Annotated in this window: 17 protein-coding genes; 12 read left to right on the forward strand and 5 right to left on the reverse strand. The window is 35.6% G+C overall.

The annotated features are described in order from the left end of the window. Nucleotides 1-284 precede the first annotated feature (284 nt). Nucleotides 285-2,507, forward strand: a complete 2,223-nt coding sequence (locus NV377_RS21655; protein ID WP_258202884.1) for a methyl-accepting chemotaxis protein — start codon at nt 285-287, stop codon at nt 2,505-2,507. Between the two features lie 62 nt (nt 2,508-2,569). Here the strand turns inward: NV377_RS21655 and NV377_RS21660 are convergent, their stop codons facing one another. Together NV377_RS21660 and NV377_RS21665 are read right to left on the reverse strand one after the other, a co-directional pair. After that, nucleotides 2,570-2,995 (reverse strand): MarR family winged helix-turn-helix transcriptional regulator, encoded by a 426-nt coding sequence (locus NV377_RS21660; RefSeq protein WP_258202885.1) that lies wholly within the window; start codon nt 2,993-2,995, stop codon nt 2,570-2,572. 19 nt (nt 2,996-3,014) lie between these two features. Further along, the gene (locus tag NV377_RS21665; RefSeq protein WP_258202886.1) at nt 3,015-3,494 is read right to left on the reverse strand and encodes a glutathione peroxidase; all 480 of its coding nucleotides are present in this window, start codon (nt 3,492-3,494) and stop codon (nt 3,015-3,017) included. A gap of 278 nt (nt 3,495-3,772) precedes the next feature. Here NV377_RS21665 and NV377_RS21670 point away from each other — a divergent pair, with 278 nt between their 5' ends. From NV377_RS21670 to NV377_RS21680, 3 genes are all read left to right on the forward strand, one after another. Beyond that, on the forward strand, nt 3,773-4,873 hold the full coding sequence (locus NV377_RS21670) for a sugar ABC transporter substrate-binding protein (protein WP_258202887.1): 1,101 nt from the start codon (nt 3,773-3,775) through the stop codon (nt 4,871-4,873). 97 nt (nt 4,874-4,970) lie between these two features. After that, nucleotides 4,971-6,491: an ATP-binding cassette domain-containing protein gene (locus NV377_RS21675; RefSeq protein ID WP_258202888.1), complete on the forward strand. Its 1,521-nt coding sequence runs from the start codon at nt 4,971-4,973 to the stop codon at nt 6,489-6,491. 758 nt (nt 6,492-7,249) lie between these two features. After that, nucleotides 7,250-8,425: a sugar ABC transporter permease gene (locus tag NV377_RS21680; protein ID WP_258202889.1), complete on the forward strand. Its 1,176-nt coding sequence runs from the start codon at nt 7,250-7,252 to the stop codon at nt 8,423-8,425. An 82-nt stretch (nt 8,426-8,507) separates the two neighbouring features. Here the strand turns inward: NV377_RS21680 and NV377_RS21685 are convergent, their stop codons facing one another. Both NV377_RS21685 and NV377_RS21690 read right to left on the reverse strand, forming a co-directional pair. Next, nucleotides 8,508-9,164: a response regulator transcription factor gene (locus tag NV377_RS21685; RefSeq protein ID WP_258202890.1), complete on the reverse strand. Its 657-nt coding sequence runs from the start codon at nt 9,162-9,164 to the stop codon at nt 8,508-8,510. Between the two features lies 1 nt (nt 9,165). Continuing rightward, nucleotides 9,166-11,199: an ATP-binding protein gene (locus tag NV377_RS21690; protein WP_258202891.1), complete on the reverse strand. Its 2,034-nt coding sequence runs from the start codon at nt 11,197-11,199 to the stop codon at nt 9,166-9,168. Nucleotides 11,200-11,513: 314 nt separating this feature from the next. Here NV377_RS21690 and NV377_RS21695 point away from each other — a divergent pair, with 314 nt between their 5' ends. Together NV377_RS21695 and NV377_RS21700 are read left to right on the forward strand one after the other, a co-directional pair. Beyond that, complete coding sequence (locus NV377_RS21695) at nt 11,514-12,836, forward strand: MFS transporter (RefSeq protein WP_258202892.1); 1,323 nt, start codon at nt 11,514-11,516, stop codon at nt 12,834-12,836. A gap of 56 nt (nt 12,837-12,892) precedes the next feature. Then, nucleotides 12,893-13,675: a Nif3-like dinuclear metal center hexameric protein gene (locus NV377_RS21700; protein ID WP_258202893.1), complete on the forward strand. Its 783-nt coding sequence runs from the start codon at nt 12,893-12,895 to the stop codon at nt 13,673-13,675. A gap of 18 nt (nt 13,676-13,693) precedes the next feature. Here NV377_RS21700 and NV377_RS21705 read toward each other — a convergent pair whose 3' ends face one another. Beyond that, the gene (locus NV377_RS21705; RefSeq protein WP_258202894.1) at nt 13,694-13,996 is read right to left on the reverse strand and encodes a DUF3817 domain-containing protein; all 303 of its coding nucleotides are present in this window, start codon (nt 13,994-13,996) and stop codon (nt 13,694-13,696) included. A 215-nt stretch (nt 13,997-14,211) separates the two neighbouring features. Between NV377_RS21705 and NV377_RS21710 the strand changes: the two genes are divergently transcribed. The 6 genes from NV377_RS21710 (at nt 14,212) to NV377_RS21735 (ending at nt 23,387) form a co-directional block, all read left to right on the forward strand. Continuing rightward, a complete protein-coding gene (locus NV377_RS21710) occupies nt 14,212-14,547 on the forward strand; it encodes a DUF1516 family protein (RefSeq protein ID WP_258202895.1) in 336 nt (111 codons plus the stop codon). 300 nt (nt 14,548-14,847) lie between these two features. Then, nucleotides 14,848-17,295, forward strand: a complete 2,448-nt coding sequence (locus NV377_RS21715; RefSeq protein ID WP_258202896.1) for a sensor domain-containing protein — start codon at nt 14,848-14,850, stop codon at nt 17,293-17,295. A gap of 207 nt (nt 17,296-17,502) precedes the next feature. Then, nucleotides 17,503-18,723, forward strand: coding sequence for a peptidase T (gene pepT, locus NV377_RS21720; RefSeq protein ID WP_258202897.1), 1,221 nt, complete (start codon nt 17,503-17,505; stop codon nt 18,721-18,723). Between the two features lie 72 nt (nt 18,724-18,795). Next, entirely contained in the window at nt 18,796-19,881 is a 1,086-nt protein-coding gene (locus NV377_RS21725; protein ID WP_258202898.1) for a Gfo/Idh/MocA family protein, read from the forward strand. Nucleotides 19,882-20,013: 132 nt separating this feature from the next. Then, complete coding sequence (locus NV377_RS21730) at nt 20,014-21,588, forward strand: response regulator transcription factor (protein WP_258202899.1); 1,575 nt, start codon at nt 20,014-20,016, stop codon at nt 21,586-21,588. 2 nt (nt 21,589-21,590) lie between these two features. After that, entirely contained in the window at nt 21,591-23,387 is a 1,797-nt protein-coding gene (locus tag NV377_RS21735; RefSeq protein WP_258202900.1) for a sensor histidine kinase, read from the forward strand. Nucleotides 23,388-23,409 lie beyond the last annotated feature (22 nt).

Below are 23,409 nucleotides of genomic sequence, written 5' to 3' on the forward strand. Positions count from 1 at the left end.
TATTTGAAGAGGAAGTTCAAAAAGAGGACTTTGATAACGATGATAGGCTTCGTAGCATAATCGACGTCGAATATGAAATGTCAGAGAAGGTATCACTAATAAGGCTGTTGTAGGAATAGCATTGCTATTCCTGCAACAGCCTTATTTAATTCGCAAAATTTGTAAAATTAGTATAAATAATAAGTCGTAAGTGCAAAGAAAATGATCGTTGTATATGCTACGATATGTTTGTCACAATATTGATGTGAGATAAATTAACATAGTTCAGCAGGGGGGAAACTGATATGTACGGTTGGCTAGGTTATAAGGTAGGTGCTCCATTAGCGAAATCGTGGAAACATAACAAACATCTACAAAAAGATATTGAGCGTGAATTTGATGGAATATCAGATACCCGAAAACAATTATTAATTGACTGGACGAGTGATACTTGGCATGCTATTGATCGACTTTCAGAGCAGTGTATTGAAAAATTGAATCCTGATGAGTTCCATCCATCAGATTTGGCAGAGGAATGGTTAGTACCGATGCTGCAGAAAGCATATCTTAAATCCATTGATTTTACAGAGTTATTTGTACTGAATGATGCCTTTCAAGTTATTGCATCAACAGATGAAAAGCACCGAAATAGCTCTTATGCTCGAAACAGTATATTAGAGCATGCAATTGGCTACCTTCGACATGCAAAGTGGGAAATTCCGTTATTATTTGGCCCATATGTTGATCCTATTACATTAACCATTGGTGCACGTTCTTCTTCATTCCATGATGCGGTTACTATATTATTTATGAAACCTATTATCCATAATGGGGGACTAATTGGAATACTATGCGGAAGAGTACCTAACGATGTCATTGGAGATCTGATTCAACGTGAAGCAGGACATGTCTATCCTGATTCTGGAGATAATTATTTATTTATGGCAAAACCTAATTTGCTTACACATATTGAGCCTGGTATTGCTTTATCCCGTAGTCGCTTTGAAGATAAAACCTTTACCATGGGTGAAAATCTGAAGGATGGTGTAACAACGGATTGGGGAACAGTTACCGTCAAAGAACATACGGAACTAGAATTGAAATTTATAAGTCCAGCGACGAAGGAACTCCATCCGGGAGTAGCAAATACGATAAAAAATGGTGCTAATCTATACGTGCAGTTTCCTGCATATCCAGATTATCGTTATATCCCTGTTATCGGTAAAGGTTGTACGTTTCAATTGCCGCATTGCCCAGATGTATGGGGCATGATGTGTGAAGGTGACTTTGAAGAAGTATATCGTGTTCGGAGTATTGGAACGAAGCGTAGACAGTTGGAAGCGATAAGTGTTGGTATTATTGCTGCGTGTTCTGTAGCCGTTGTTGGTTTGCTAGGTAATGTGATGTCTCCTTGGATAACTGGGATTACTGTAGGTGCTCTTCAACTCATTGCAGGATGGATTGTACTGAGAGTGGTACAGAGTAGAACGGATCAACAAGAAATTAATCAAATTCGTAGAGTGAAAAAGTTTATACAGAAAAATGCGGAAGGTAAAGGTGATCTTACTAAGAGACTCGATCTTTCTCATTTCAATAGTAATGAGATTAAAGACATTGCAAAATGGTTGAATAATATGATGGACTCGTTAGAAGGTATTATGCTGAGAGTTCGTACTGCTGCATATCAAGTGTCAGATAGTCAGTTGGCAATGAATGAAACGGCAACATTAACGACGACTTCTACGAGAAAAGTAAGTCATCAAGTAACAGAAATGATCGATAGCATTCATCTACAATTAGCTGATATCGAACAAGTTCGAGAGATGGCAGATACGATGAAAGAAACATTGAAGGTTATTGAAGGTCAAGCTGCATCGCAAATTAGTGTAGCCCAATCTGAAATAGATCGTATCGGTGATAAAATGTTTGAAATATCAACTAAAGTAAAAGAAACAAATCATTCGATACATAGCTTTGTAGATACGATGCAAGATATTAAAAATGTAATTAGCGTCATTGAAGAAATTTCAGCACAGACTCAACTATTAGCACTTAACGCTTCCATTGAAGCTGCGCATGTTGGGGAACAAGGTGCTGGGTTTGCAGTCGTTGCAGGTGAGATTCGTAAGCTAGCTAATAATACGAAGAAATCAACTGCTGAAGTACATGCCATTACAGATCGCATATATAAGGAAGCGCAGAAAGCTTATCATATAATCGACGAAGGCAATGGTGTAGTAGAAGAAGGGAATATACTTGTACAAACTGTTGCTGAAGCTTTAAGTGAAGCAAATATGCAAGATATCCGTAAGAGTGAGGTTGTTGATGGGGTAGTTGGTTTACTAGAACAAATTGCTCAAGTAAGTAATAAAAATAGAAAAGTATCGACAAGTGTTGGGAAGCGTGTAAATACGTTAGCAGACGAAATGTTAGGGGTGCAAGATACGAGTAAGCAGGTGGATATCATTACGAACCAATTGCAACAACTTGTAGGACAATTTAAGCTTACCGAGGAACGACTGCGTTAAACAAAAAAGTAGCGTGCGCTAAAGAATATTTCTTAAGCGTACGCTACTTTTTTGTTTTTAAACTACTGTAATTTTTCTTTAAGCATGTGAAGTTGATGTAGAAGTTGCTCATATTGTTGTTGATCAATATGACAACTAGACACTTTACTTATTACGGCATCAGAAATTTGTTGCTGTTGTTCATATGCTTTTCGTTCAAGATGAATATGAACACGCCGTTCATCTTGTGTGCTACGTTCTTTGCGCAGCCATTGTTGAGTTTCCATTCGATTAAGCATCGGAGTTAATGTACCAGTACCAATACCAAGAACATCGCCAAGTTGTTTAACAGTAACTCCGTCCGATTCCCACAACGCAAGTAATACAAGATATTGCGGATAAGTAAGCTGGAATGGTTGGAGAGCACTACTATATAGCTTAGTCATCTGACTGGAAACTTCATATATGGCAAAGCAAAGTTGCTTATTAAGTGCTAAAAATGAATTCATTGCCTCTCAAAAGTCGCTCTTATTTCAATAGTGCGACGATATCTCCTTCTAATTTGCTAGGATCAGTTGTAGCAGCGTAGCGTTTTACGACTTTACCTTGTGCATCAATAAGGAATTTCGCAAAATTCCATTCGATTTTTCTCATTAATAATCCACGTTTTTCTTCTTTTAAATATTTGAATAATGGGTCCGCATCATCACCATTAACTTTGATCTTCGCAAACATCGGGAAGCTTACGCCATAATTAAGTTGGCAAAATTCTGTTGTTTCTTCGATATTATCAAATTCCTGATTGTTGAATTGATCACATGGGAAACCAAGAACGACAAATCCTTTTTCATGATGGTTTGTATATAGCTCCTGCAAGCCTTGGAACTGCGGTGTTAAACCACATTTGCTTGCAGTATTAACGATAAGTACAACTTTTCCTTCATAATCTTTCAAAGAAATAGTGTCGCCGTTTGGTTTTTTTACATTGAAATCATAAATAGTTGTCATTGTAATCCTCCTTGGTAATCGACATCAATTTATTGTAATGAAATTGATGTCATATTGATCGCTTGCGATTCAATCGTGTACGATTAATATACCATACAAAAGATGATCGTTCAATAGTAGTCTTGCCGTATTATTGAAAACTTATCTATATTAAGTTTCGGCATTAACAATATTAGGATATTAAAGAAAATGATGAGTATCCTCTAGTGTGGATGATATTTCCACAATGCTACACTTAGCTTGCAATAAACATTACCAATTAGGAAGAGGGTTAAGTAATGAAGAAAAATTTTAAGGCGGTCACATTATTTCTTGTAGTTATGATGCTTACATCGATTCTTGCAGCATGTGGTAATAGCAAAAAGATTGAAATCGGTATTGTATTGCCGACAAAAGATGAAGAAAGATGGATACAAGATGAAGAGCGCTTTAAGGCAGCACTGAAAGATTCGAAGTACAATACGGAGATCTTATTTAGCCAAGGTTCATCTGCTAAAGAGAAAGAAAATGTAGAAGCACTAATCGCAAAAGGAATTGAAGTACTAATTATTTGTCCTTTTGATGGTGATGGAGCGGCAAGTGCAGTGAAAGCAGCTAAGGAAGCAGATATTACAGTTATTTCATACGATCGTCTAATTACAAACACAAAAAATGTTGATTACTATGTAACATTTGATAGCGTCAGCGTAGGTAAAGCGCAAGCACAATATCTAGTAGACAAAACAACTGGTAACGGTCAACCGTTATACCTATACGCAGGTGCTGCTACTGACAATAACGCATTCTTATTCTTCCAAGGTGCATGGGAAGTGCTACAACCTAAAATTGCGGATGGAACATTCAAGATTGCTAACTCAAGCGAAGCAATTGCACTTCAAGACGTTGCTACACTTGATCGCGAACAGATGAGTAAAATTATTGGTCAAGTAACGACGAACTGGGAACCAGCCGAAGCAAAAAATAAAGCACAAACTCATCTAACAGCTGCAGCAGCTGATGCAAAAGGTGATGTAGCTATTCTTGGTCCGAACGACGGTACTTCTCGTGCTATCGCAGATGTATTTGGAGCTGATGGAGACATAACTAGTTATGTGATTTCTGGTCAAGATGCTGAAAAAGCAACAATTCAATACATTATTGATGGCAAACAATCGATGACTGTATTGAAAGATGTACGTGTCCTTGTAAAAGATGCTATGGACATGGCTATTGGCATTCTTGACGGTACAACACCAGCTACAACTGGTACTTACCCCAACGGTGAAATTGATGTAAAAGCAAAACAAACAGATGTTGTTACAGTAGATAAAGATAATGTAAAAAAAGCTATAGTTGATTCAGGATACTATGAAGCCAAAGAGTTTACTAACCTAAAATAACGTGAACGACATATAGCTTCATAGGAATAGTGATAGAGAAGTCTATCACTATTCCTCTATTCTAGCGTGAAGTAACATTAAGGAGTGCTGGATAGTTATGAGTAAATATATATTAGAGATGAACAATATTTCCAAACATTTTACTGGTGTTAAAGCTTTAAGTAATGTGAATTTTAAAGTTGAAGAAGGAGAAATACATTGCTTAATAGGTGAGAATGGAGCAGGTAAATCTACACTTATGAAAGTACTTAGTGGGGTATACCCATATGGATCCTACTCTGGAGATATTGTATATAAAGGACAAGTACAACAATTTCAGAAAATTACGGATAGTGTAAAGATCGGAATTTCAATTATTTATCAAGAACTAGCGCTTTTCCCTGATCTGACGGTATATGAAAATATATATGCAGGTAATGAAGTAACGGGAAGGTTCGGAGTAGATTGGAATAAAACGATTGTGCAAGCTAATCAAATGCTTAACATGGTGAAATTAACCGTTAATCCTGCGATGCTTGTGAAAGACCTGGGCGTTGGGAAACAACAACTAGTAGAAATTGCTAAGACACTAAGTAAAGAAGTGAAACTTCTTATTCTAGATGAACCTACGGCCGCACTTAATGAAGATGATAGTGAAAACTTATTGCAACTATTGAAGGAACTGAAAGCACAGGGGATTAGTTGTATTATGATTTCTCATAAATTAAAGGAAGTTATCTCGATAGCTGATAAAGCGACAATACTTCGAGACGGACAAACGATTTGCACATTAGATGCGAAAAAGAATGAAATTTCTGAAGATGTCATCATTAAAAATATGGTTGGACGAGAGATCGATGATATTTTTCCTAAGCGCGAACATAAAAACATTGGTGAAACAGTATTAGAAGTAAGAAATTGGTCAGCATACGATGTTACATTAGGGCGAAACGTTGTAAAAGATGCAAACATTCATGTGCGTAAAGGTGAGATTGTAGGCATTGCAGGATTAATGGGTTCTGGTCGTACAGAATTAGCACAAAGTATTTTTGGAAATCCAAAGTCTTATAAGCTACAGGGTGAATTAAAGCTGAACGATAAAACTATCCAATTCAAGCATCCACAAGATGCTATTAAAGCTGGTATCGCATATGTAACGGAAGATCGAAAAGGAAATGGATTATTTCTTCTACAAGATATTAAGCAAAATATTTCAGCAGCTAATCTAGTAAGTATTTCTGCTCGAGGTGTTATTAATATGAATGAAGAAGTGAAAATTTCGGAACAGTACAAACAGTCACTTAATATTAAAGCTCCATCAGTAGAACAGTTAGTAGGTAATCTAAGTGGTGGCAATCAACAAAAAGTTAGTTTAGGTAAATGGCTCTATGTTAAACCTAACGTTCTAATTCTAGATGAACCTACACGCGGGATAGATGTGGGAGCTAAGTTTGAAATATATACGATTATGAATCAATTAATACAAGAAGGTATGAGTATTATTATGATTTCTTCAGAATTGAACGAAGTGTTAGGAATGAGTGATCGCATCTATGTTATGGCTGAAGGGAAAATAAATGGTGAATTATCAATTGAAGATGCTAGCCAGGAAAAGGTTATGGAGTTAGCTACGCAGTAATAAATGGATATTCAAATCATCCACTGGTAATCACGATGATTGAATTTGTAGTCTATTCGGCGGCGAAGCTGCCATTCATCGGAAGCCTGTGGTGCTGATGTACCAATAACGTACACTCCGCTCCTCGTTTTCTTGCTTCATGGTATCTTCTTGGTGCTGACAAGTGAACGATTTGAACTTTGATTAGAAGTATGGATGTTCAAAACATCCACTGGTGATCACGATGATTGAATTTGTAGTCTATTCGGCGGCGAAGCTGCCATTCATCGGAAGCCTGTGGTGCTGATGTACCAATAACGTACACTCCGCTCCTCGTTTTCTTGCTTCATGGCATCTTCTTAGTGCTGACAAGTGAACGATTTGAACTTTGATTAGAAGTATGGATATTCAAATCATCCACTGGTGATCACGATGATTGAATTTGTAGTCTATTCGGCGGCGAAGCTGCCATTCATCGGAAGCCTGTGGTGCTCATGTACCAATAACGTACACTCCGCTCCTCGTTTCCTAGCTTCATGGCATCTTCTTGGTGCTGACAAGTGAACGATTTGAACTTTGATTAGAAGTATGGATATTCAAATCATCCACTGGTGATCACGATGAATTAGAGGAAAAGTTTTAGCTTACGAAGATACTTTTCGTTACTAAGATGTAAATTAAGAGGTAGACGAAAAGTTAGGTTTACGCTTACGAAGATACTTTTCGTTACTAAGTAGTATATCAAGAAGTAAACGAAAAGTTTTAGGGGGTTAATAATTATGAAATTAATGCATGAAGCCAAAAATATGCTGAAAACAAATATACGTGAATACGGAATGTATATTGCATTATTTATTATCATGTTAACGTTCACTATATTAACGGATGGATTGTTTTTGTCCTCACGTAATATTAGTAACTTATTAGATGCTACAGGGTATATAGCAGTCTTAGCAGTGGGAATGACTTTAGTTATTGTCATTAGACATATCGATCTGTCTGTAGGATTTGCTGCAGGATTTATGGGAGCGATTGCAGCAACATTGTTAACTCAATTAGGCGTCCCAGTCATTATTACTATTCCAGTTATTCTTGTACTAGGAATTGTTGTAGGTTTCTTCAATGGATATCTCGTTGCATCGATTGGAATTCCTTCGTTCGTTGCCTCGCTAGCAGCAATGTTAATATTCCGTGGCGCATTACTCCGTGTTACTGAGAAGTCAGGCACGATTATTATTAAAGACGAAACATTTAACGCAATTGGAAATGGATATATACCAGCAATAATGAAAATAATGCATTTGAATTTATTATCACTAATTATCGGAGCTATTATTATTGTTTTGTATATTGTCAGTGAGTTTTCCAAACGTAAAAACAAACAAAAGTATAACTTTGAAGTCATGTCTAAAGGTATGTTTGCTATTAAACTAGTATTTATTTCTGCAATTATTGCTTATATTACATACATTCTCGCAGGTTACAAAGGCTTCTCGTGGACCGTTATCATTATGTTGATCGTAGCAGTTATTTATCATTTTCTAACATCATCGACTGTAATAGGTAGACATATCTATGCTGTAGGAAGTAATCCAGAAGCAGCACATTTGAGCGGAATTAACGTAAAGAAAATTACTTATTTCGTCTTTGGTTCAATGGGTTTACTATCCGCTCTATCAGGTATATTATTCACTGCTCGCTTGCAATCGGCAACAACAACGGCAGGAACATTGTTTGAACTTGATGCCATCGCAGCGGCATATGTAGGCGGTGTATCGGCTGCAGGTGGCGTTGGTAAAGTAACTGGTTCAATTATTGGAGCTATTGTTATGGCATCTCTTATTAGTGGTATGAATCTGTTAGGCGTAGGAATCTCATATCAATATATGATTCGTGGCGGTGTGCTCGCTGCTGCTGTAATATTTGATATTATGACTCGCAGAAAGAGGGCATAGCTCTAGACAAACGTAAACACCTTCAAGCAGTACAAGTGTTGTAATACTTGTACTGCTTGAGGGTGTATTTTTGTGTTTACAGTTATTGGGGTTCTACTCTTACGAGATGAAAACGTTCATCCTGCTGAATGCGTTCTACTGCTTCATTTTTATTACGTACACCTAGCTTTTCATATATTTTTCGTAAATATTTTTCAACAGAACTTTCGCTAACATGAATTTTTCTAGCAATTAAAGCATTCGTATACTTATCAGAAACCATGCTCAGAATCGAACGTTCGGTTGGCGTAAGATCCATCTCCCAATAATGTTTTACTTCTTCAGAACGATGCAGTTTTATTTGGCGGAATAAAGGTAGAGGTATAATCGTATGTCCATGAAGGACTGCATCGATCATAGCAATGATTTCACTAGGAGACGCAGACTTGTTTAACATCCCACTAGCACCACTATCTACAAGTTGGTTGAAGTAAGGAACATAATCGTAACCAGTATGAATAATAATATGTAGTCCTGGAAAACGTTCTTTCAACTTCGAACATAGTGTAATACCTGTTTCTTCCGGCATATTTAGATCAAGCAGTACAATATGAGGGTACAATCGCTCAATAAGACTAATTGCAACTGTTAAACTATCTGTAATCCCGATAATAGTAATGCTATCTTCCTGCTGGATAAGACTAGAAATACTACTAGCCATTTCGGGGTGATCATCAATAATAAGTAGCTTAATGGGCATATTAACTTACTCCTAATCTAGGTATCGTAATTTTAACTTGAAATCCTTGCATCGGACTAGATTGTATTAAGATATTGGCGTTCATACTTTGAACGCGATGATTAATACCTATCCAACCAGTACTTTCGAAGTTTTGTAGATTCTCAATGCCTCGTCCGTTGTCGCTGTATGAAAAAGATAAAGTATTTGCGTCTTTATGGAACAATAGAGTGATCTTAGTGGACTGCGAATGCTTTTTTGCGTTCGAAAGTAGTTCCTGAATAATACGAAACACTTGTAACAAGTCATCGTTATTAAGTTGATTCCATTCATGAACATCTTCTAACGATAAGATAATGTCGCTTTCATAATGAGTTCGTTCATTTTCAACGAGACTAGAAATAGCGTTAGCAAAGCCTGTCTCTTTCAATAAGTGAGGATATATATTAAAGATAATATCCCTTGCATTAAGATTAATAATTTGCAAATATTCTGCAAGATCTGACAAAGATTGACTCATAGCTTCAGCTGATTTCATAGACTTAGTCAATGATAGTACGCGATGTCTTGCAAATAAAATATCTTGTAGTAGAGTATCATGCAAATCTGTAGCTTGATGTTTTCGTTCTTGCTCTACTAATTGCAGAATCGTCCGTTTTAAAGTGAAAATTTGCTCGAGATTTTGATGTTCAACGTTATTATGGTTGAAAATTTGAATAATATTATTTGAAAAAAGTTTATTGAGATTAATATTTTCAACTAATGTTGCAATCGGAAATTTAATAATATCGATAACAAGTTGTAGCGGATAACTTATTTTGCGAGTTGCCCTTCTATGTTCAACAATAAGATAACAATATTGTTGTTCCTCTCTGCTAATATGAAATAATTTATAAGCAGAAAGTGATTTGAAGTCTTGCTTTAGAAGTTGTTCAATAGATTGTAAATGAATCGGTTTATAGCTTGCTATGTAATTTTTGTTAGGAGTTGTAATCAAAATCGTTGCATTCATTAGATTAAAATGATGGCAAAGATCAGGTAAACCATATCTTTCAAAATCTTCAAAGCTTTTAATGAAAGTAAAGCTTTGCATTAATTTATGAATAGATTTGAGATATAAATAAGGCCAAATTAGTGGACGTAAAGGTAATATTAGATGCCTCCATAGTGATCTATTTAAAGTAATAATATTTTTTCCGTAACTTAATATTAGAAAAATAAATGGATATAGTACAAATACAAACATCGAATAATGATACGGAACGATAGGATGATAGATAATATCAGGAAAAACGGTTAGCAGTAGAAAAGGTGCAAAGCAAATGGTAAACGAAAATAGCGAAATTTTAATTACAGTAGCAGAATAGGAATATTCCAAACGTCGACGTCTATATACATAAAAAAGATATAAAAAAGTCAATAAACATCCGACCATGAAATGAATAAGTGTAGTCTTTTGCTCAATTCGATATAGTCTATAGTCGAACCATGGGCTGAAATAAAATAAATGAAGTGTGCAATATAATAAAACAAGACGATAATACCAACTAATATAGTGATAGGAGAAAAATATTTGTCCTTTAGCTTTCAATAATTGATAGATGAAGTCTATCATTATTGCTGGTATAAGGATGATTACTATACTAATGATGACTTTCGATAAGCTATCAGATTTGGTTGCAGATTCAGTGCACATAAAAGCAATACTTAGTAGTATAAATAATTGAGTTAAAAGTATAGATGATTTGGAACGACCATAGCGAATATATATAGTGATTGCGATTAATGCCATAAATATTTCAGTGAAAAAGATAATTATTGATCGATACTCTAGAGGGAACTCTTTATAATCAAGTGTAATTATTTTGGCTGAGTTATTGCGTAGTAAGGTAATCGAATGAATCTTTTCGATTCGATGAAATTTGTACACTGTAGTATGTTTCTCAACCGCAGAATGATCAATTTGGACAACAATATCCCCAAGTTCTAACCCAATGTCTGATGCATATCCACTACTATCCAATTTACTAATTTGCCATGCACTATCACTTATCATATTAACGGAAGCACCGATATATAGATAATGGAAGTTAATATAATTTATCCAAGTATGGAGGAGCGTGAATAGTAAACCAACGAGTATTATATAGATAAACTTTCGATAAGTTTTTAATAGATTCATGGTAGTCTGTACGTTGAATACATTTTATTCTCCCCTTCGCAATATTTACTAGACTTTCAAATAGTGTGCTTTATATTTTAATTAGCAAATTTAGTTTTATTTTACAATTGTATGATGATTCATGAAATAATACAATTATTGTAATAAGTATAATTTGTTCACTTGAATTAGAAACGGGAGGGATAAAAATGACAACTTTAAGAGGGAATATGACAACTAGACTTGAAAAATGGAGCTATGGTGGATTCTCGTTTGGACAAAATTTAATGTATATGTTGCAACTTCAATTTCTTACGTTCTTCTACACAGAAGAGGTAGGATTATCTTTAGGTGCCACAGCGACGTTGCTATTGATCGCAAAATTATGGGATGCATTTAATGATCCTATTATGGGGGCAATCGTAGATAAGCTAAACTTCAAATCAGGAAAATACATACCTTGGCTGAAATACACAAGTATTATTGTTCCACTAACCATGTTATTTACATTTGTAAATATAGATGCTGGTTATTCTATGAAACTAGTGTTTGCTTATATTACTTATATTATGTGGGGGATGGCGTACACTGTCTCTGATTCTCCGATGTTTTCTTTATCAACGGTGATGACTAAGCATGTATACGAACGTGATCAATTGATCGCTATAGCACGTATGGCAGGAGCCATTGCTGCGATATTAACTGCTGGATTTTTGATGTTAGTTGGCTCATTAGGCTGGCTTGGTGCGATGGCAATCTACTGTGTGGCTTCATTAATTACAATGATTCCTTTACCGTTTGTTGCGAAAGAACGAGTAGTATATAAAGAGCAGAACACTTCATTCTTACAAATATTTAAGTACCTACTTCGTAATAAATATTTCTTTATTTTCTATGTTGGCTATTTACTTATGAGCACGACGAATACACTACAAACGATCGCAGCCTACTTCGCCAAATCCAATCTAGGTAACGAAGACATGCTCACCGTATTGTTAGCAGTATTAGTGTTACCAATCATTATCGTTTCCCCATTACTGCCTAAGTTAATAACAATTTTCGGAAAAAAACGCCTTACAATCTATTGCTCTTTCCTCGTTATAATTCTTTCACTCATCCAGTATACGGTAGGGTATAATAACTTTACATTGTTTTTAGTTATAGCAGCTATTCGAGTACTTTGTATGCAAATTCCGCTATTACTGTATGGAATGTTTACAGCAGATTGTATTGAATACGGTAACGCGATTACTGGACAGCGTACGGCTGGAATTACGTTTTCAGTTCAGACGATGTTTACTAAACTAGCGGGGGCACTATCCTCTACGTTATGTCTAGCGTTACTTTCTTATTATGGATATGTTAATCAAAGTGATACGCAAAGTACAGAAGCACTACATGGAATATGGGTAATCTTCACCTTAGTTCCGATCATCGGATATGTCGGCATGCTAATCACTATGTATTTCTATCGTCTTGATGAGAAAACTGTTTCCGCGTATATGATCAAAAATCAGTCTGGTATTGAATAATAGTCATAATTTATTAGATGGATCTGAATGATATTCAGCCTAGGAGGTAAGTCAGCATGTTAGTAAAAGAGTTAATGGAGATATTAATAGCTCCTGTAGGCAAGTTAGATCAAACCGTTGATGGAATTATCGTTGGCGATGGTAATGAGGAAGTGAAAGCGATTGGGACTACATTTGTATGTAGCTATGAAGTGATTAAGAAAGCTATTGAAAAAGGGATAAATGTTATTATTTCACATGAGCCAGTTTGTTATAACCATCATAGTGAGCATGACAAGTTCGGTGTCAGTAAAGTAATCGAACAGAAGCTAGAACTACTACGAAAACATAGTATAAATGTTATTCGTTTCCATGATTATGCACATCGTTATATACCAGATATTATTTCAGAAGGTTTTCTTGATGTGATGGAATGGTCCTCTTATGAAGATCAAGTACAAGCAGATTTATTACATCTACCTACGCAATCAGTAGGGCAAATTGCTAAGCAACTGAAAGAGCGTCTTGGGATCGAATATATTCAGCTTGTAGGACAACAGGAGCAGTTATGTTCGAATGTATGGTTACGTCTAGGATTCCGTGGTAATGGTGACAACTGTATCCCTGCTTATGAGCAAGGGGAGATAGATTTAATCATCGCTGGTGAAGGACATGAGTGGGAAACACCTGAATATGTAAGAGATGCAAATGCACAAGGAAAAGCAATTGCATTGTTGATTATAGGGCATCAGAAGAGTGAGGATGCGGGTATGAAGATTTTGGCTAGAAGATTGCAACAACAGTTACCACAATTGCCGATTACACATATTGAACAGTTAACGGCCATCCAATATGTGTAGCGACTATATGACACTCATTTATTGATATTGTGTATCTAATTTCTCGAGTTTGCGATCTAAGAAGAAATTACCAAATGGTATAAATGCTACTGCAAAACAAATTACAGTCCAAAGTAGATTCCAACGTGTCTTTAACGTCGCATAAATAATACTAGCACCATACACGATAACGATACCACCATGAATTCTACCGACAATACTAACAACTTCCGGGATATCCATCCAGTATTTCAGTGGCATACCAATACAAATCAGAATGATAAGTGATAAACCATCCAATAGTCCAGCTAGTCTTAATTTACCTATAGGTGTTTTTAGCATAATATCTCCTTTAATATGTTGTATATACTGAGTATAGCGATAGATTGCATCGAGAAGCTAAACAAGCTGTGACAATATTATTATTTTTCAATAAGTAAGTGATAATAGTGTTAGATTATAACAACTATGATTTGCTTCCTATTACGAAACTGGTATAATTCTAATGTAGAAGAAATATGAATTTACATAATAAAATGAATGAAGGAGGTAATTACATGTATACTGGAATGCTACATACACATTCTGCAGCTTGGATAATTATGATCATATTGTTCTTGGTAAGCTACTTTGTACCAAAACAAAAAGTGACAAAAATGATTTTGCGCCTTTTCTATCTAATAATGATCTTTAGTGGCGGTTATATGTTCTTCTCAGGTAGTTACACTGGTGTGTATCACGTCAAGATCACTTGTGCGATTATCGTTATCGGTATGATGGAAATGATCTTAGCTCGTCAGAAAAAAGGTAAGAGCACATTACCATTTTGGATTATTTTCGGAGTTCTGTTAGTGGTCGTTGTTTTAATTGGATACGGTGTTATTGCGTTCTAATGATACATTATTATTTTATAAAAGAGCTATAAATAAATTGCTATGATTGCAATTTATTTATAGCTCTTTTTGTTGTGAAAATACAATGAATATTGTCATGTATTGTATTTGAGAAATATACAACTAAATGATAATATTTACTGATATAGTTTTATTGGGAAAAGAGGAACTTTTGACCTAAATGAAAGAAATTTATCCCATTAATTAAAACGATTTCAGTAATATTTCATTGCAAACATATATAATTATCGTATGTATTACAGAAAATATTCGTTTACAGCTAGAATGGAGTTGTTGGGTATGGAGATTGCTACATCGCAAATACAAATATCCTCTCATATTTGGAATAAAAACTTTATGATTGCTCAATTAAATGCTAGTTACGAAATTACTGGCATGAATGAGTTATTTCAGCAGTTTATTGCGATATATGGTATTAACAAATTAGATCAATATATAGAAAACATATTTAAACCATTTGATATTCGACTCAAACAGAAAAAAGATTGGGCAGAAGTATGGAAGACTGTGACTGAAGTCGGGCACTGGAATGGATATCTTATGTATTTCCAATCCAAAAAGTTACTGGCACAAGTTGAGGTAACGATATCAATTGAAGATAAAGCAGAACAGGGTCAATCAGCTTTTGTAATTTTGGGACAGGATCGTACTAATCTAGTTAATGATAATGGGAATAGTGATAAACAGTTAAGAAGTTTAATAGATATGAAGAATGCTTTTGACGCAGCATCTATTATTGCGGTTACAGATGCAAGTGGTGTTATTACATATGTTAATGATATGTTCTGTCATATTTCTAAATACAGTAGACATGAATTAGTCGGGAAAACGCATAGAGTAATCAATTCCAAACATCATCCCAAACAATTTTTTGCAGATATGTGGAATACAATCATGCAAGGTATAGTATGGCGTGGAGAAGTTGAAAATCGCGCGAAGGATGGCAGCTACTATTGGATGAATACAACGATCGTTCCTTTTCTAGACGATCAAGGTAAACCATATCAGTATGTCTCCATACGATCTGATATCTCAGATCGAGTGATAGCTGAAACTAAGTTAGCTAAAGTGTTGCAACATGATTTTCGTCGTACGATCAAAAACTTGCAAAATTGTATTTTCAAACTAACCCGCGATCTAGATCAGAGAATTATTTTTACATTAAGTGAAGGAAGAATAGCTGAACTACTCGACATTACAACGGAACAAGTTGAGAATATTTGGATTAAAGAAGTTTGGAAAGAACAGTTTCATCATGTGGAACAATATTTTGAAGAGGCTTTCCAGGGGGAAAGTCATCAATTCGAGATGCAGTATGGTAATAAATATTACTACATTTCGTTATCCCCAGTAATAGAGCAAGAGATTGTCATCGAAGTAGTTGGATCAATGATTGATATAACAGAGCGTAAAGAAGCAGAAGAAACGATTCATGTGATGGCTCATTTTGATTCATTAACGAATCTTCCCAATCGAACATCATTCAATAGAGCACTTACTGATGTGATTCATATTGCTCAAGAAAAAGGTAGTAAGGTTGCTGTATTGTTTATGGATTTGGATCGATTCAAAACGGTCAATGATACAATGGGACATTCCGCTGGAGATAAGTTGCTCCAAAGTGTTGCTTTGAGATTGTTAGGCAAGCTAACGGGCGTAGGCTATGTTTCCCGTCAAGGTGGAGATGAATTCACGATGTATCTTGAAAATGCTAATCGCGCTCAAGTAGAGTGGTTGGCCGAACAAATCATCGAAGATATGGCCGATCCATTTATCGTTAATGGAACGGAAGTATATATTTCACCAAGTATTGGTATTAGTATGTATCCGCAAGATGGGTCAACGATTGATCAATTATTACGGAATGCGGATGCAGCGATGTATGTAGCAAAAGAAAAGGGGAAGAACAATTATCAATTCTTCACCTTACAATTACATCATGCAATCTCTACTCGACTTGAACTTGAGAGAGATTTACGTCGAGCGATTGAAAAAGAAGAATTGGAATTATGGTATCAGCCTAAAGTTAATTTGAGTAGTAATCAACTCATTGGAATGGAAGCTTTATTAAGATGGAATCATCCAAGCCAAGGGATGATTGCTCCTGAACGTTTCATTCAAATTGCAGAAGAGACTAATCTCATTGTACCTATCGGAGAATGGGTATTACGTGAAGCATGTAGCCGGATGAAAAATTGGTATGATCAAGGGATTATAGATATTAATGTAGCTGTAAATATTAGTTTGAAACAATTCATGCATGATGATTTCCCGGCATTAATATCAGAAATTTTATTAGATAGTGGGCTTGCTCCACAATATTTAGAACTTGAAATAACAGAAAGTGTTGCCCAAAATGCACAATATTCTATTAAAGTTTTGAACAAAATCAAACAACTTGGAGTAAGTATGAGCATAGATGATTTTGGAACGGGTTATAGCTCACTTAGTTATCTTAGTCAGTTCCCTATTGATCGATTGAAAATTGATCAATCATTTGTCAGAAACTTAAATGACAATAATAAAGTTATTATTCGTACGATTCTAGATATTGCCAATCACATGGGTATTTCGGTTATTGCCGAAGGGGTAGAGACCATTGACCAAGTAGAGTTTTTGAAGCATTTGAACTGCCAAGAAGCACAAGGGTATTATTATAGTAAGCCGTTAGCAATAATTGATGCGAATAAATTTATTAGTGCACATAAGAAAATAACGATTTCTTAATTGAAATAACGTATAGCTTCTGACGATTGGTAGTAAAATATAACCAATTAGCAGAAGCTATCGTTATATTTCACTAATGGATATAGAAGATGTACAATAAAGAAGAACAGAGCATTACACATCGTGATGTTATTTCATCTTGTCTATGTGGTTTTTAATTCTACACTTACATCTATCAATAAAATAAAGTTTTGAGGAGTACTGATTATGAAAGAACAATTACTAAGACGATTCATCTCATATGTAAAAGTGGGAACACAAGCGGATCCTAATGTCGCAACATGTCCATCTACCGGAGGACAACTAATGTTAGCCAAACAACTTGCAGAAGAATTACAGGAGCTTGGACTATCAGATGTTACTTTAGATGACAATGGATATGTAATGGCAACTTTGCCTGCAAATTCAGATGTGCCAACACCGACTATTGGTTTCATTGCTCATATGGATACGGCAACTGAACTAACGGGTTTTAATGTAAACCCACAAATCGTAGAAAATTATGATGGTACAGATATTGTGTTGAATTACTCACAACAAATTGTATTATCACCAAAACAATTTCCTGAGTTATTGAAATATAGTGGTCAAACATTAATTACTACGGATGGTAATACATTGCTTGGTGCTGACGATAAAGCAGGTATTGCAGAGATTGTAACTGCAATGGCTTATTTATTAGAGCATCCGGAAATTAAGCATGGAACAATAAAAATCGGCTTTACACCTGATGAAGAAATCGGTAGAGGCGCAGATTTGTTCGATGTGGAAGCTTTTGGTGCAGAGTATGCCTATACGATGGATGGCGGTCCACTTGGGGAATTGCAGTATGAAAACTTTAATGCTGCAAGTGCTAAAGTAACATGTTTTGGACGTAGTGTTCATCCAGGTACTGCTAAAGGGAAGATGATTAATGCTACACGTATTGCACATGCATTTCAAACAGCAATGCCTGAATACGAAACGCCAGAACATACTGATGGTTATGAAGGATTTTATCATCTAAGTCAAATAGAAGGTGGCGTTGAAGAGACGACACTACAATATATTATTAGAGAATTTGATCAAGATACATTTGAAGAGCGCAAGCAATTTGTAGCAGATGTCGGCAAACAAATTGAACAGAAATATGGCGAGGGAAGTGTGAAAATTGAAATTACGGATAGTTATTACAATATGCGTAATCAGATTGAACCTCGTATGGAAATTGTAGATCGTGCTTTTGAAGCTATGACTAAAGTTGGTATCACACCAATCGTTGAGCCAATCCGTGGAGGAACTGACGGATCACGCTTATCGTATATGGGCTTGCCTACACCGAATATTTTTGCAGGTGGAGAGAATTTCCATGGGAAATATGAATTTGTATCCATTGATACGATGCAAAAAGCGGTAGAAGTTATTGTTGAAATAGCAAAATGCGAGTAGAGTATAGTTATAATAAGGATGTAATGTGATAATTCTTATTAAATTGATTCTTGTGTAGTGGGGGAGCATAACGTGCAAAAGGTAAGAGTGGGGATTATTGGTTGCGGTAATATAAGTGATGCCTATCTAGTAAATTGTGTTCATTATGAAGAACTTGAAATCGTTGCCTTAGCAGATTTGAATGGGGAATTAGCACAAACGAAAGCTGATAAATATAATGTTGAAAAAGTATTAACAACAGAACAACTATTAGCTGATCCCGATATTGATATTGTATTGAATTTAACAATACCACAAGTACATGCAACGGTTAGTCTTGCTGCGCTTGATGCAGGAAAGCATGTGTATTCTGAGAAACCTCTAGCTGTTACTGTTGAAGATGGTCAACGAATTGTTGCTAAGGCTAGAGAGCTTGGGCTTCGCGTTGGTGTAGCACCTGATACTGTATTAGGTGCTGGCATTCAAACATGTCGAAAACTTATTGATGATGGTGCAATTGGTCAACCTATTGCAGCAAATGCCTTTATGTTATCGGGTGGACCAGAAAGCTGGCATCCTAACCCATCGTTCTTATATGCAAAGGGAGCGGGTCCGATGTTCGATATGGGACCTTATTACTTATCAGCATTTATAACGTTACTTGGACCGATCACGCGTGTAACTGGATCAGCAGTAATCTCTTACCCAGAGCGTAAAATTACTAGTGAGCCACAATATGGTGAAATGATTCAAGTAGAAACGCCAACACATATTAACGGCATTATCGATTTTGAAAGCGGAGCAACGGCAACACTCGTTACGAGTTTTGATGTTAAAGGTGGAAGTTCGTTGCCTAATATCGAAATTTACGGTAGTGAAGGATCGATTATAGTCCCTGATCCAAACACATTCAGTGGACCAGTTAAGCTACGTAAGGCAGGTAGTGAACAATTTGAAGAAGTTGAGTTGACGCATCCATATGGCGGTAATGATCGTGGTATCGGCTTACTAGATATGGCGAAAGCAATTCAAGAGAATCGTCCTCATCGCGCGAGTGGGGAACTAGCACTACAAGTACTTGAAATTATGCACGGTTTCCATATCGCTTCTGCTGAGAGTCGTCATTATAAAGTAGAATATAACTGTGAGAGACCTACTGCAATGTTAAGTAATAATTAAGTTCAATTATATAGTATAATTCGGATAGAGTCGGTAAGTTAGTTAAGGAAATCCTTAATTTTCGTATCGACTCTTTCTTTATTGTTGGCAATAATACCATATTATAGTAGTCTAATGTTGGAGGTGAGGCGCTTGTATCGTATTTTATTAGTTGATGATGAATTATTTTTTCGGCAAGGTTTAAGAGCGATAATAGATTGGGAGTCATGTGGATACGAAGTAATAGGCGAACAAGATAATGGTGAAGATGCATTCCATTATATCGTTGAGCACCAACCCGATGTCGTCATTACAGATATTAGGATGCCTGAATGTGATGGGCTACAATTGATACATAAAGTTGTGCACGAAGCAAAGCTGCCAACAAAATTCATAATTGTAAGCGGTTACGATGAGTTCAAATATGCTCAGCAAGCAGTGAAATATGGCGTATGTGACTTTTTATTAAAACCAATTGATGAGCAAATCCTTGAGAATAGTCTATTAGATATAGCAGCGAAATTGCAAAGTGAAAAGAAACAATCGCGACATTCACTTATGCATCATCACGAAGAATTGATCAAAATCATCTTACAAGAACAACCAACTAACGCTCAGTTAATTAATTATTATTCAAGTTTGAAATTACAAGTAACGGAGCAATATTATTTCGTGTTTGTAGAAAATAATCATTATCCCGTAATTAAAAGTAGAGATTTGCATCATATCGACCAGCTTCAGAAATACCTTGAACTATTAACTGAACTTCTACCTCAGTTTGAATCCCAATATTTATACCCACAACAAGGAAAGTTAGGCTTCATTATTAAGAGATCTTGGCTAAAAGAGTATTCTTCGATTTCTTCGTTAATGAAACAATTACATCGAAAGTTATCTTTACTAGAGCAAGGTACTATTCATCTGTATTATAGTCAACTCTGTGAAGGGATTAATTTTCTGAAGGAAGCTTATGAAGCTGCTGAATACGTACAGCAATTCAAATACTACGATAACAGACAATTATATGATTACAACGATTTTACTAGTTTTACGCTAAGACATATTATGCTGCCAGCAGATCATTATAAGCAGTTACTTCAGGAGATGGAGGAGAATGACAAGCATCGTATTACGAAGGAGTTAGATTTGTTATTTTTGCGTTTTAGTGCTGAGTATTGCTCTATCGAGGCAATTAAAGCTAGTCTGCACAAGCTAGTGGCAGATTGTTTGCAAATTTTGCATGAGATGGAAATAGACAAAAAACGATTATCTAAGCTTCATGCGGTACTGACTTGGGATCACTACAATATTGAATTGTTAAACTTGAAAAGTTTAATATTAACGTTTTTATTGGAATGTGGTTCATCAATTGCTGAAGAACGCAAAGAAATGTCAAAGGGTGGTATACAACGTATTAAGAAATATATTGATCAACATTATGCAGAGCAAGTAAGTTTGAAAACGATAGCATCAAAGTTTTATATTAATCCCGTTTATTTGGGTCAATTATTCAAAAAAACATATGATATCTATTTCAATGATTACTTATTGCAAATTAGAATTAATGAGGCAAAGAAGTTATTACGTCAAACGGATTTGAGGATCTATGAAATCGCTGAAAAAGTGGGTTTCAATCATCCAGAGTATTTTGTCGCGCAATTTGAAAAAATAGAGAAATTATCTCCTACGGCATATCGCCAAACGTTTCATAGTACAGTAGGTGAATAGAAATGAGATTATTAAAAAAAGAAAAACTATTTCCGCGTCTAGATGATATGCGATTGCGTAACAAGTTTCTTATGCTCTATATCTGTTGCGTATTTTTACCGATTATTTTAACGAACGTTATTTTCTATACTACAATGAGCAGTAATGTTCGTGAACAACGTATGGAGGATATCGATATTAGTTTGCAGCAAGTACAAAATCAGTTTTGGATGCAAATAGAAGCTGCCGTAAGTGTCTCCTATATTTTCTATACGGATATTAACTTATATACTCTATTAGATGAACAGTACAGTAATCCAGCTGATTTCGTAGGGGCGTATGATAATTACATGCGTCGAATGATAAACAGTTATACACCAGTATATACTTCGGTGCAAAACATCAAAATCTATGTTAATAACCCAATGGTGCTTCATTCTGGCGGTATTGCATACTTGTCTGACGATGTAAGAGCAAAGCATTGGTTTCGTGCACTAGATCAGCGTACTTCGAGTGAACCTGTATTTGTACGTTCACCGAGAGAAGATAGTATTCGTTCCGGTAGAATGGAAGAAGAGAGTGATAGCTTCAGTATTCTTCGTGTCATGGACTATTATGACTCTTACAGTACATGGGATAAAGTATTGAAAATTGAATTGAAAACGAATTCGATTGCATCCACGTTATCGAATCTAAATGTACCGGGCTATACTTATCTTGTTGACCCACAAGGAGTTATACAATTTACTAACGATCCAGATATTGATTGGATTTCTGAAAGAATCTCGATAGATAATCTATCGAAAAATAGTGAACTGTACAGGTTTGAAAATGACAGCTATGATGCAGATCCATTATTAGGTTGGCGGCTAGTTGCCTTAGTGCCAAAGAGCGAAATATTACAAGAGGTTCAAACCTCACGTCATTTTGTACTGTGGATAGCAGTAGTTAATATCATCGTCGCTAGTAGTATTATTATTATCATTTCACGTTCGATTACAACCCGTCTAGGTTTTATTCTGAAATATATGAAACGTGTGAAAAACCAACATTTTGATGTCATTACGAAGCGCGAATCTAGAGATGAGATCGGGCAATTGACGAGTGAATTTAATCGAATGTCATTGCAAATTGGTAGTTTAATTAACGATGTATATGTAGCAGATATTAAAGAGAAAGATATGGAGCTGGAGCAACGCTATGCTCAGCTTAATGCCCTTCAAAGTCAAATCAATCCTCATTTTCTATTTAATGCACTAGAAACGATTCGAATGAGAAGTATTATGAAAAAGGAAATAGAAACAGCCAAAATCATTCATAATATGGCGAAATTATTCCGGAGCTCATTAACTTGGAGAAGAGATAAAGTTTCATTGAAAGAAGAAGTTGAATTTATTTCTTGTTTCCTTGAAATTCAACATTATCGCTTCGCTGATCGATTAGAATACAATATTCACGTTGATCCTACTGCTGAAAAATGCGTTGTGCCCAAATTAATATACTTACCCTTTGTAGAAAATGCTTGTATTCATGGTATTGAAAAAGTAAAGAAAGGCGGAATAGTAAATATCTCGATCGAAGTACTGAATGATGAATTACATTTCCGTATTGATGATAATGGAGCGGGTATGTCCGATGAACAGCGAATGAAAATATATACCTATTTAACGGAAAATGCTGATCTTGGTGAACGTATTGGCGTGCAAAATGTACTTTACCGCTTAAAACTTATATACGGTAAACAATTTCATTTTGAGATTAGTAGTGCCAACGGTATAGGCACATCTATTCATATTATCCTACCGGCAGAGTATAAATAACTTAAATTTTTATATTAGAATC

Source organism: Paenibacillus endoradicis, assembly GCF_024721975.1.

Coding starts and splice junctions, on each gene's coding strand:
- NV377_RS21655 (WP_258202884.1), top strand. CDS start 285: ATGTACGGTTGGCTAGGTTATAAGGTAGGTGCTCCATTAGCGAAATCG.
- NV377_RS21660 (WP_258202885.1), bottom strand. CDS start 2,995: ATGAATTCATTTTTAGCACTTAATAAGCAACTTTGCTTTGCCATATAT.
- NV377_RS21665 (WP_258202886.1), bottom strand. CDS start 3,494: ATGACAACTATTTATGATTTCAATGTAAAAAAACCAAACGGCGACACT.
- NV377_RS21670 (WP_258202887.1), top strand. CDS start 3,773: ATGAAGAAAAATTTTAAGGCGGTCACATTATTTCTTGTAGTTATGATG.
- NV377_RS21675 (WP_258202888.1), top strand. CDS start 4,971: ATGAGTAAATATATATTAGAGATGAACAATATTTCCAAACATTTTACT.
- NV377_RS21680 (WP_258202889.1), top strand. CDS start 7,250: ATGAAATTAATGCATGAAGCCAAAAATATGCTGAAAACAAATATACGT.
- NV377_RS21685 (WP_258202890.1), bottom strand. CDS start 9,164: ATGCCCATTAAGCTACTTATTATTGATGATCACCCCGAAATGGCTAGT.
- NV377_RS21690 (WP_258202891.1), bottom strand. CDS start 11,199: ATGATAAGTGATAGTGCATGGCAAATTAGTAAATTGGATAGTAGTGGA.
- NV377_RS21695 (WP_258202892.1), top strand. CDS start 11,514: ATGACAACTTTAAGAGGGAATATGACAACTAGACTTGAAAAATGGAGC.
- NV377_RS21700 (WP_258202893.1), top strand. CDS start 12,893: ATGTTAGTAAAAGAGTTAATGGAGATATTAATAGCTCCTGTAGGCAAG.
- NV377_RS21705 (WP_258202894.1), bottom strand. CDS start 13,996: ATGCTAAAAACACCTATAGGTAAATTAAGACTAGCTGGACTATTGGAT.
- NV377_RS21710 (WP_258202895.1), top strand. CDS start 14,212: ATGTATACTGGAATGCTACATACACATTCTGCAGCTTGGATAATTATG.
- NV377_RS21715 (WP_258202896.1), top strand. CDS start 14,848: ATGGAGATTGCTACATCGCAAATACAAATATCCTCTCATATTTGGAAT.
- pepT (WP_258202897.1), top strand. CDS start 17,503: ATGAAAGAACAATTACTAAGACGATTCATCTCATATGTAAAAGTGGGA.
- NV377_RS21735 (WP_258202900.1), top strand. CDS start 21,591: ATGAGATTATTAAAAAAAGAAAAACTATTTCCGCGTCTAGATGATATG.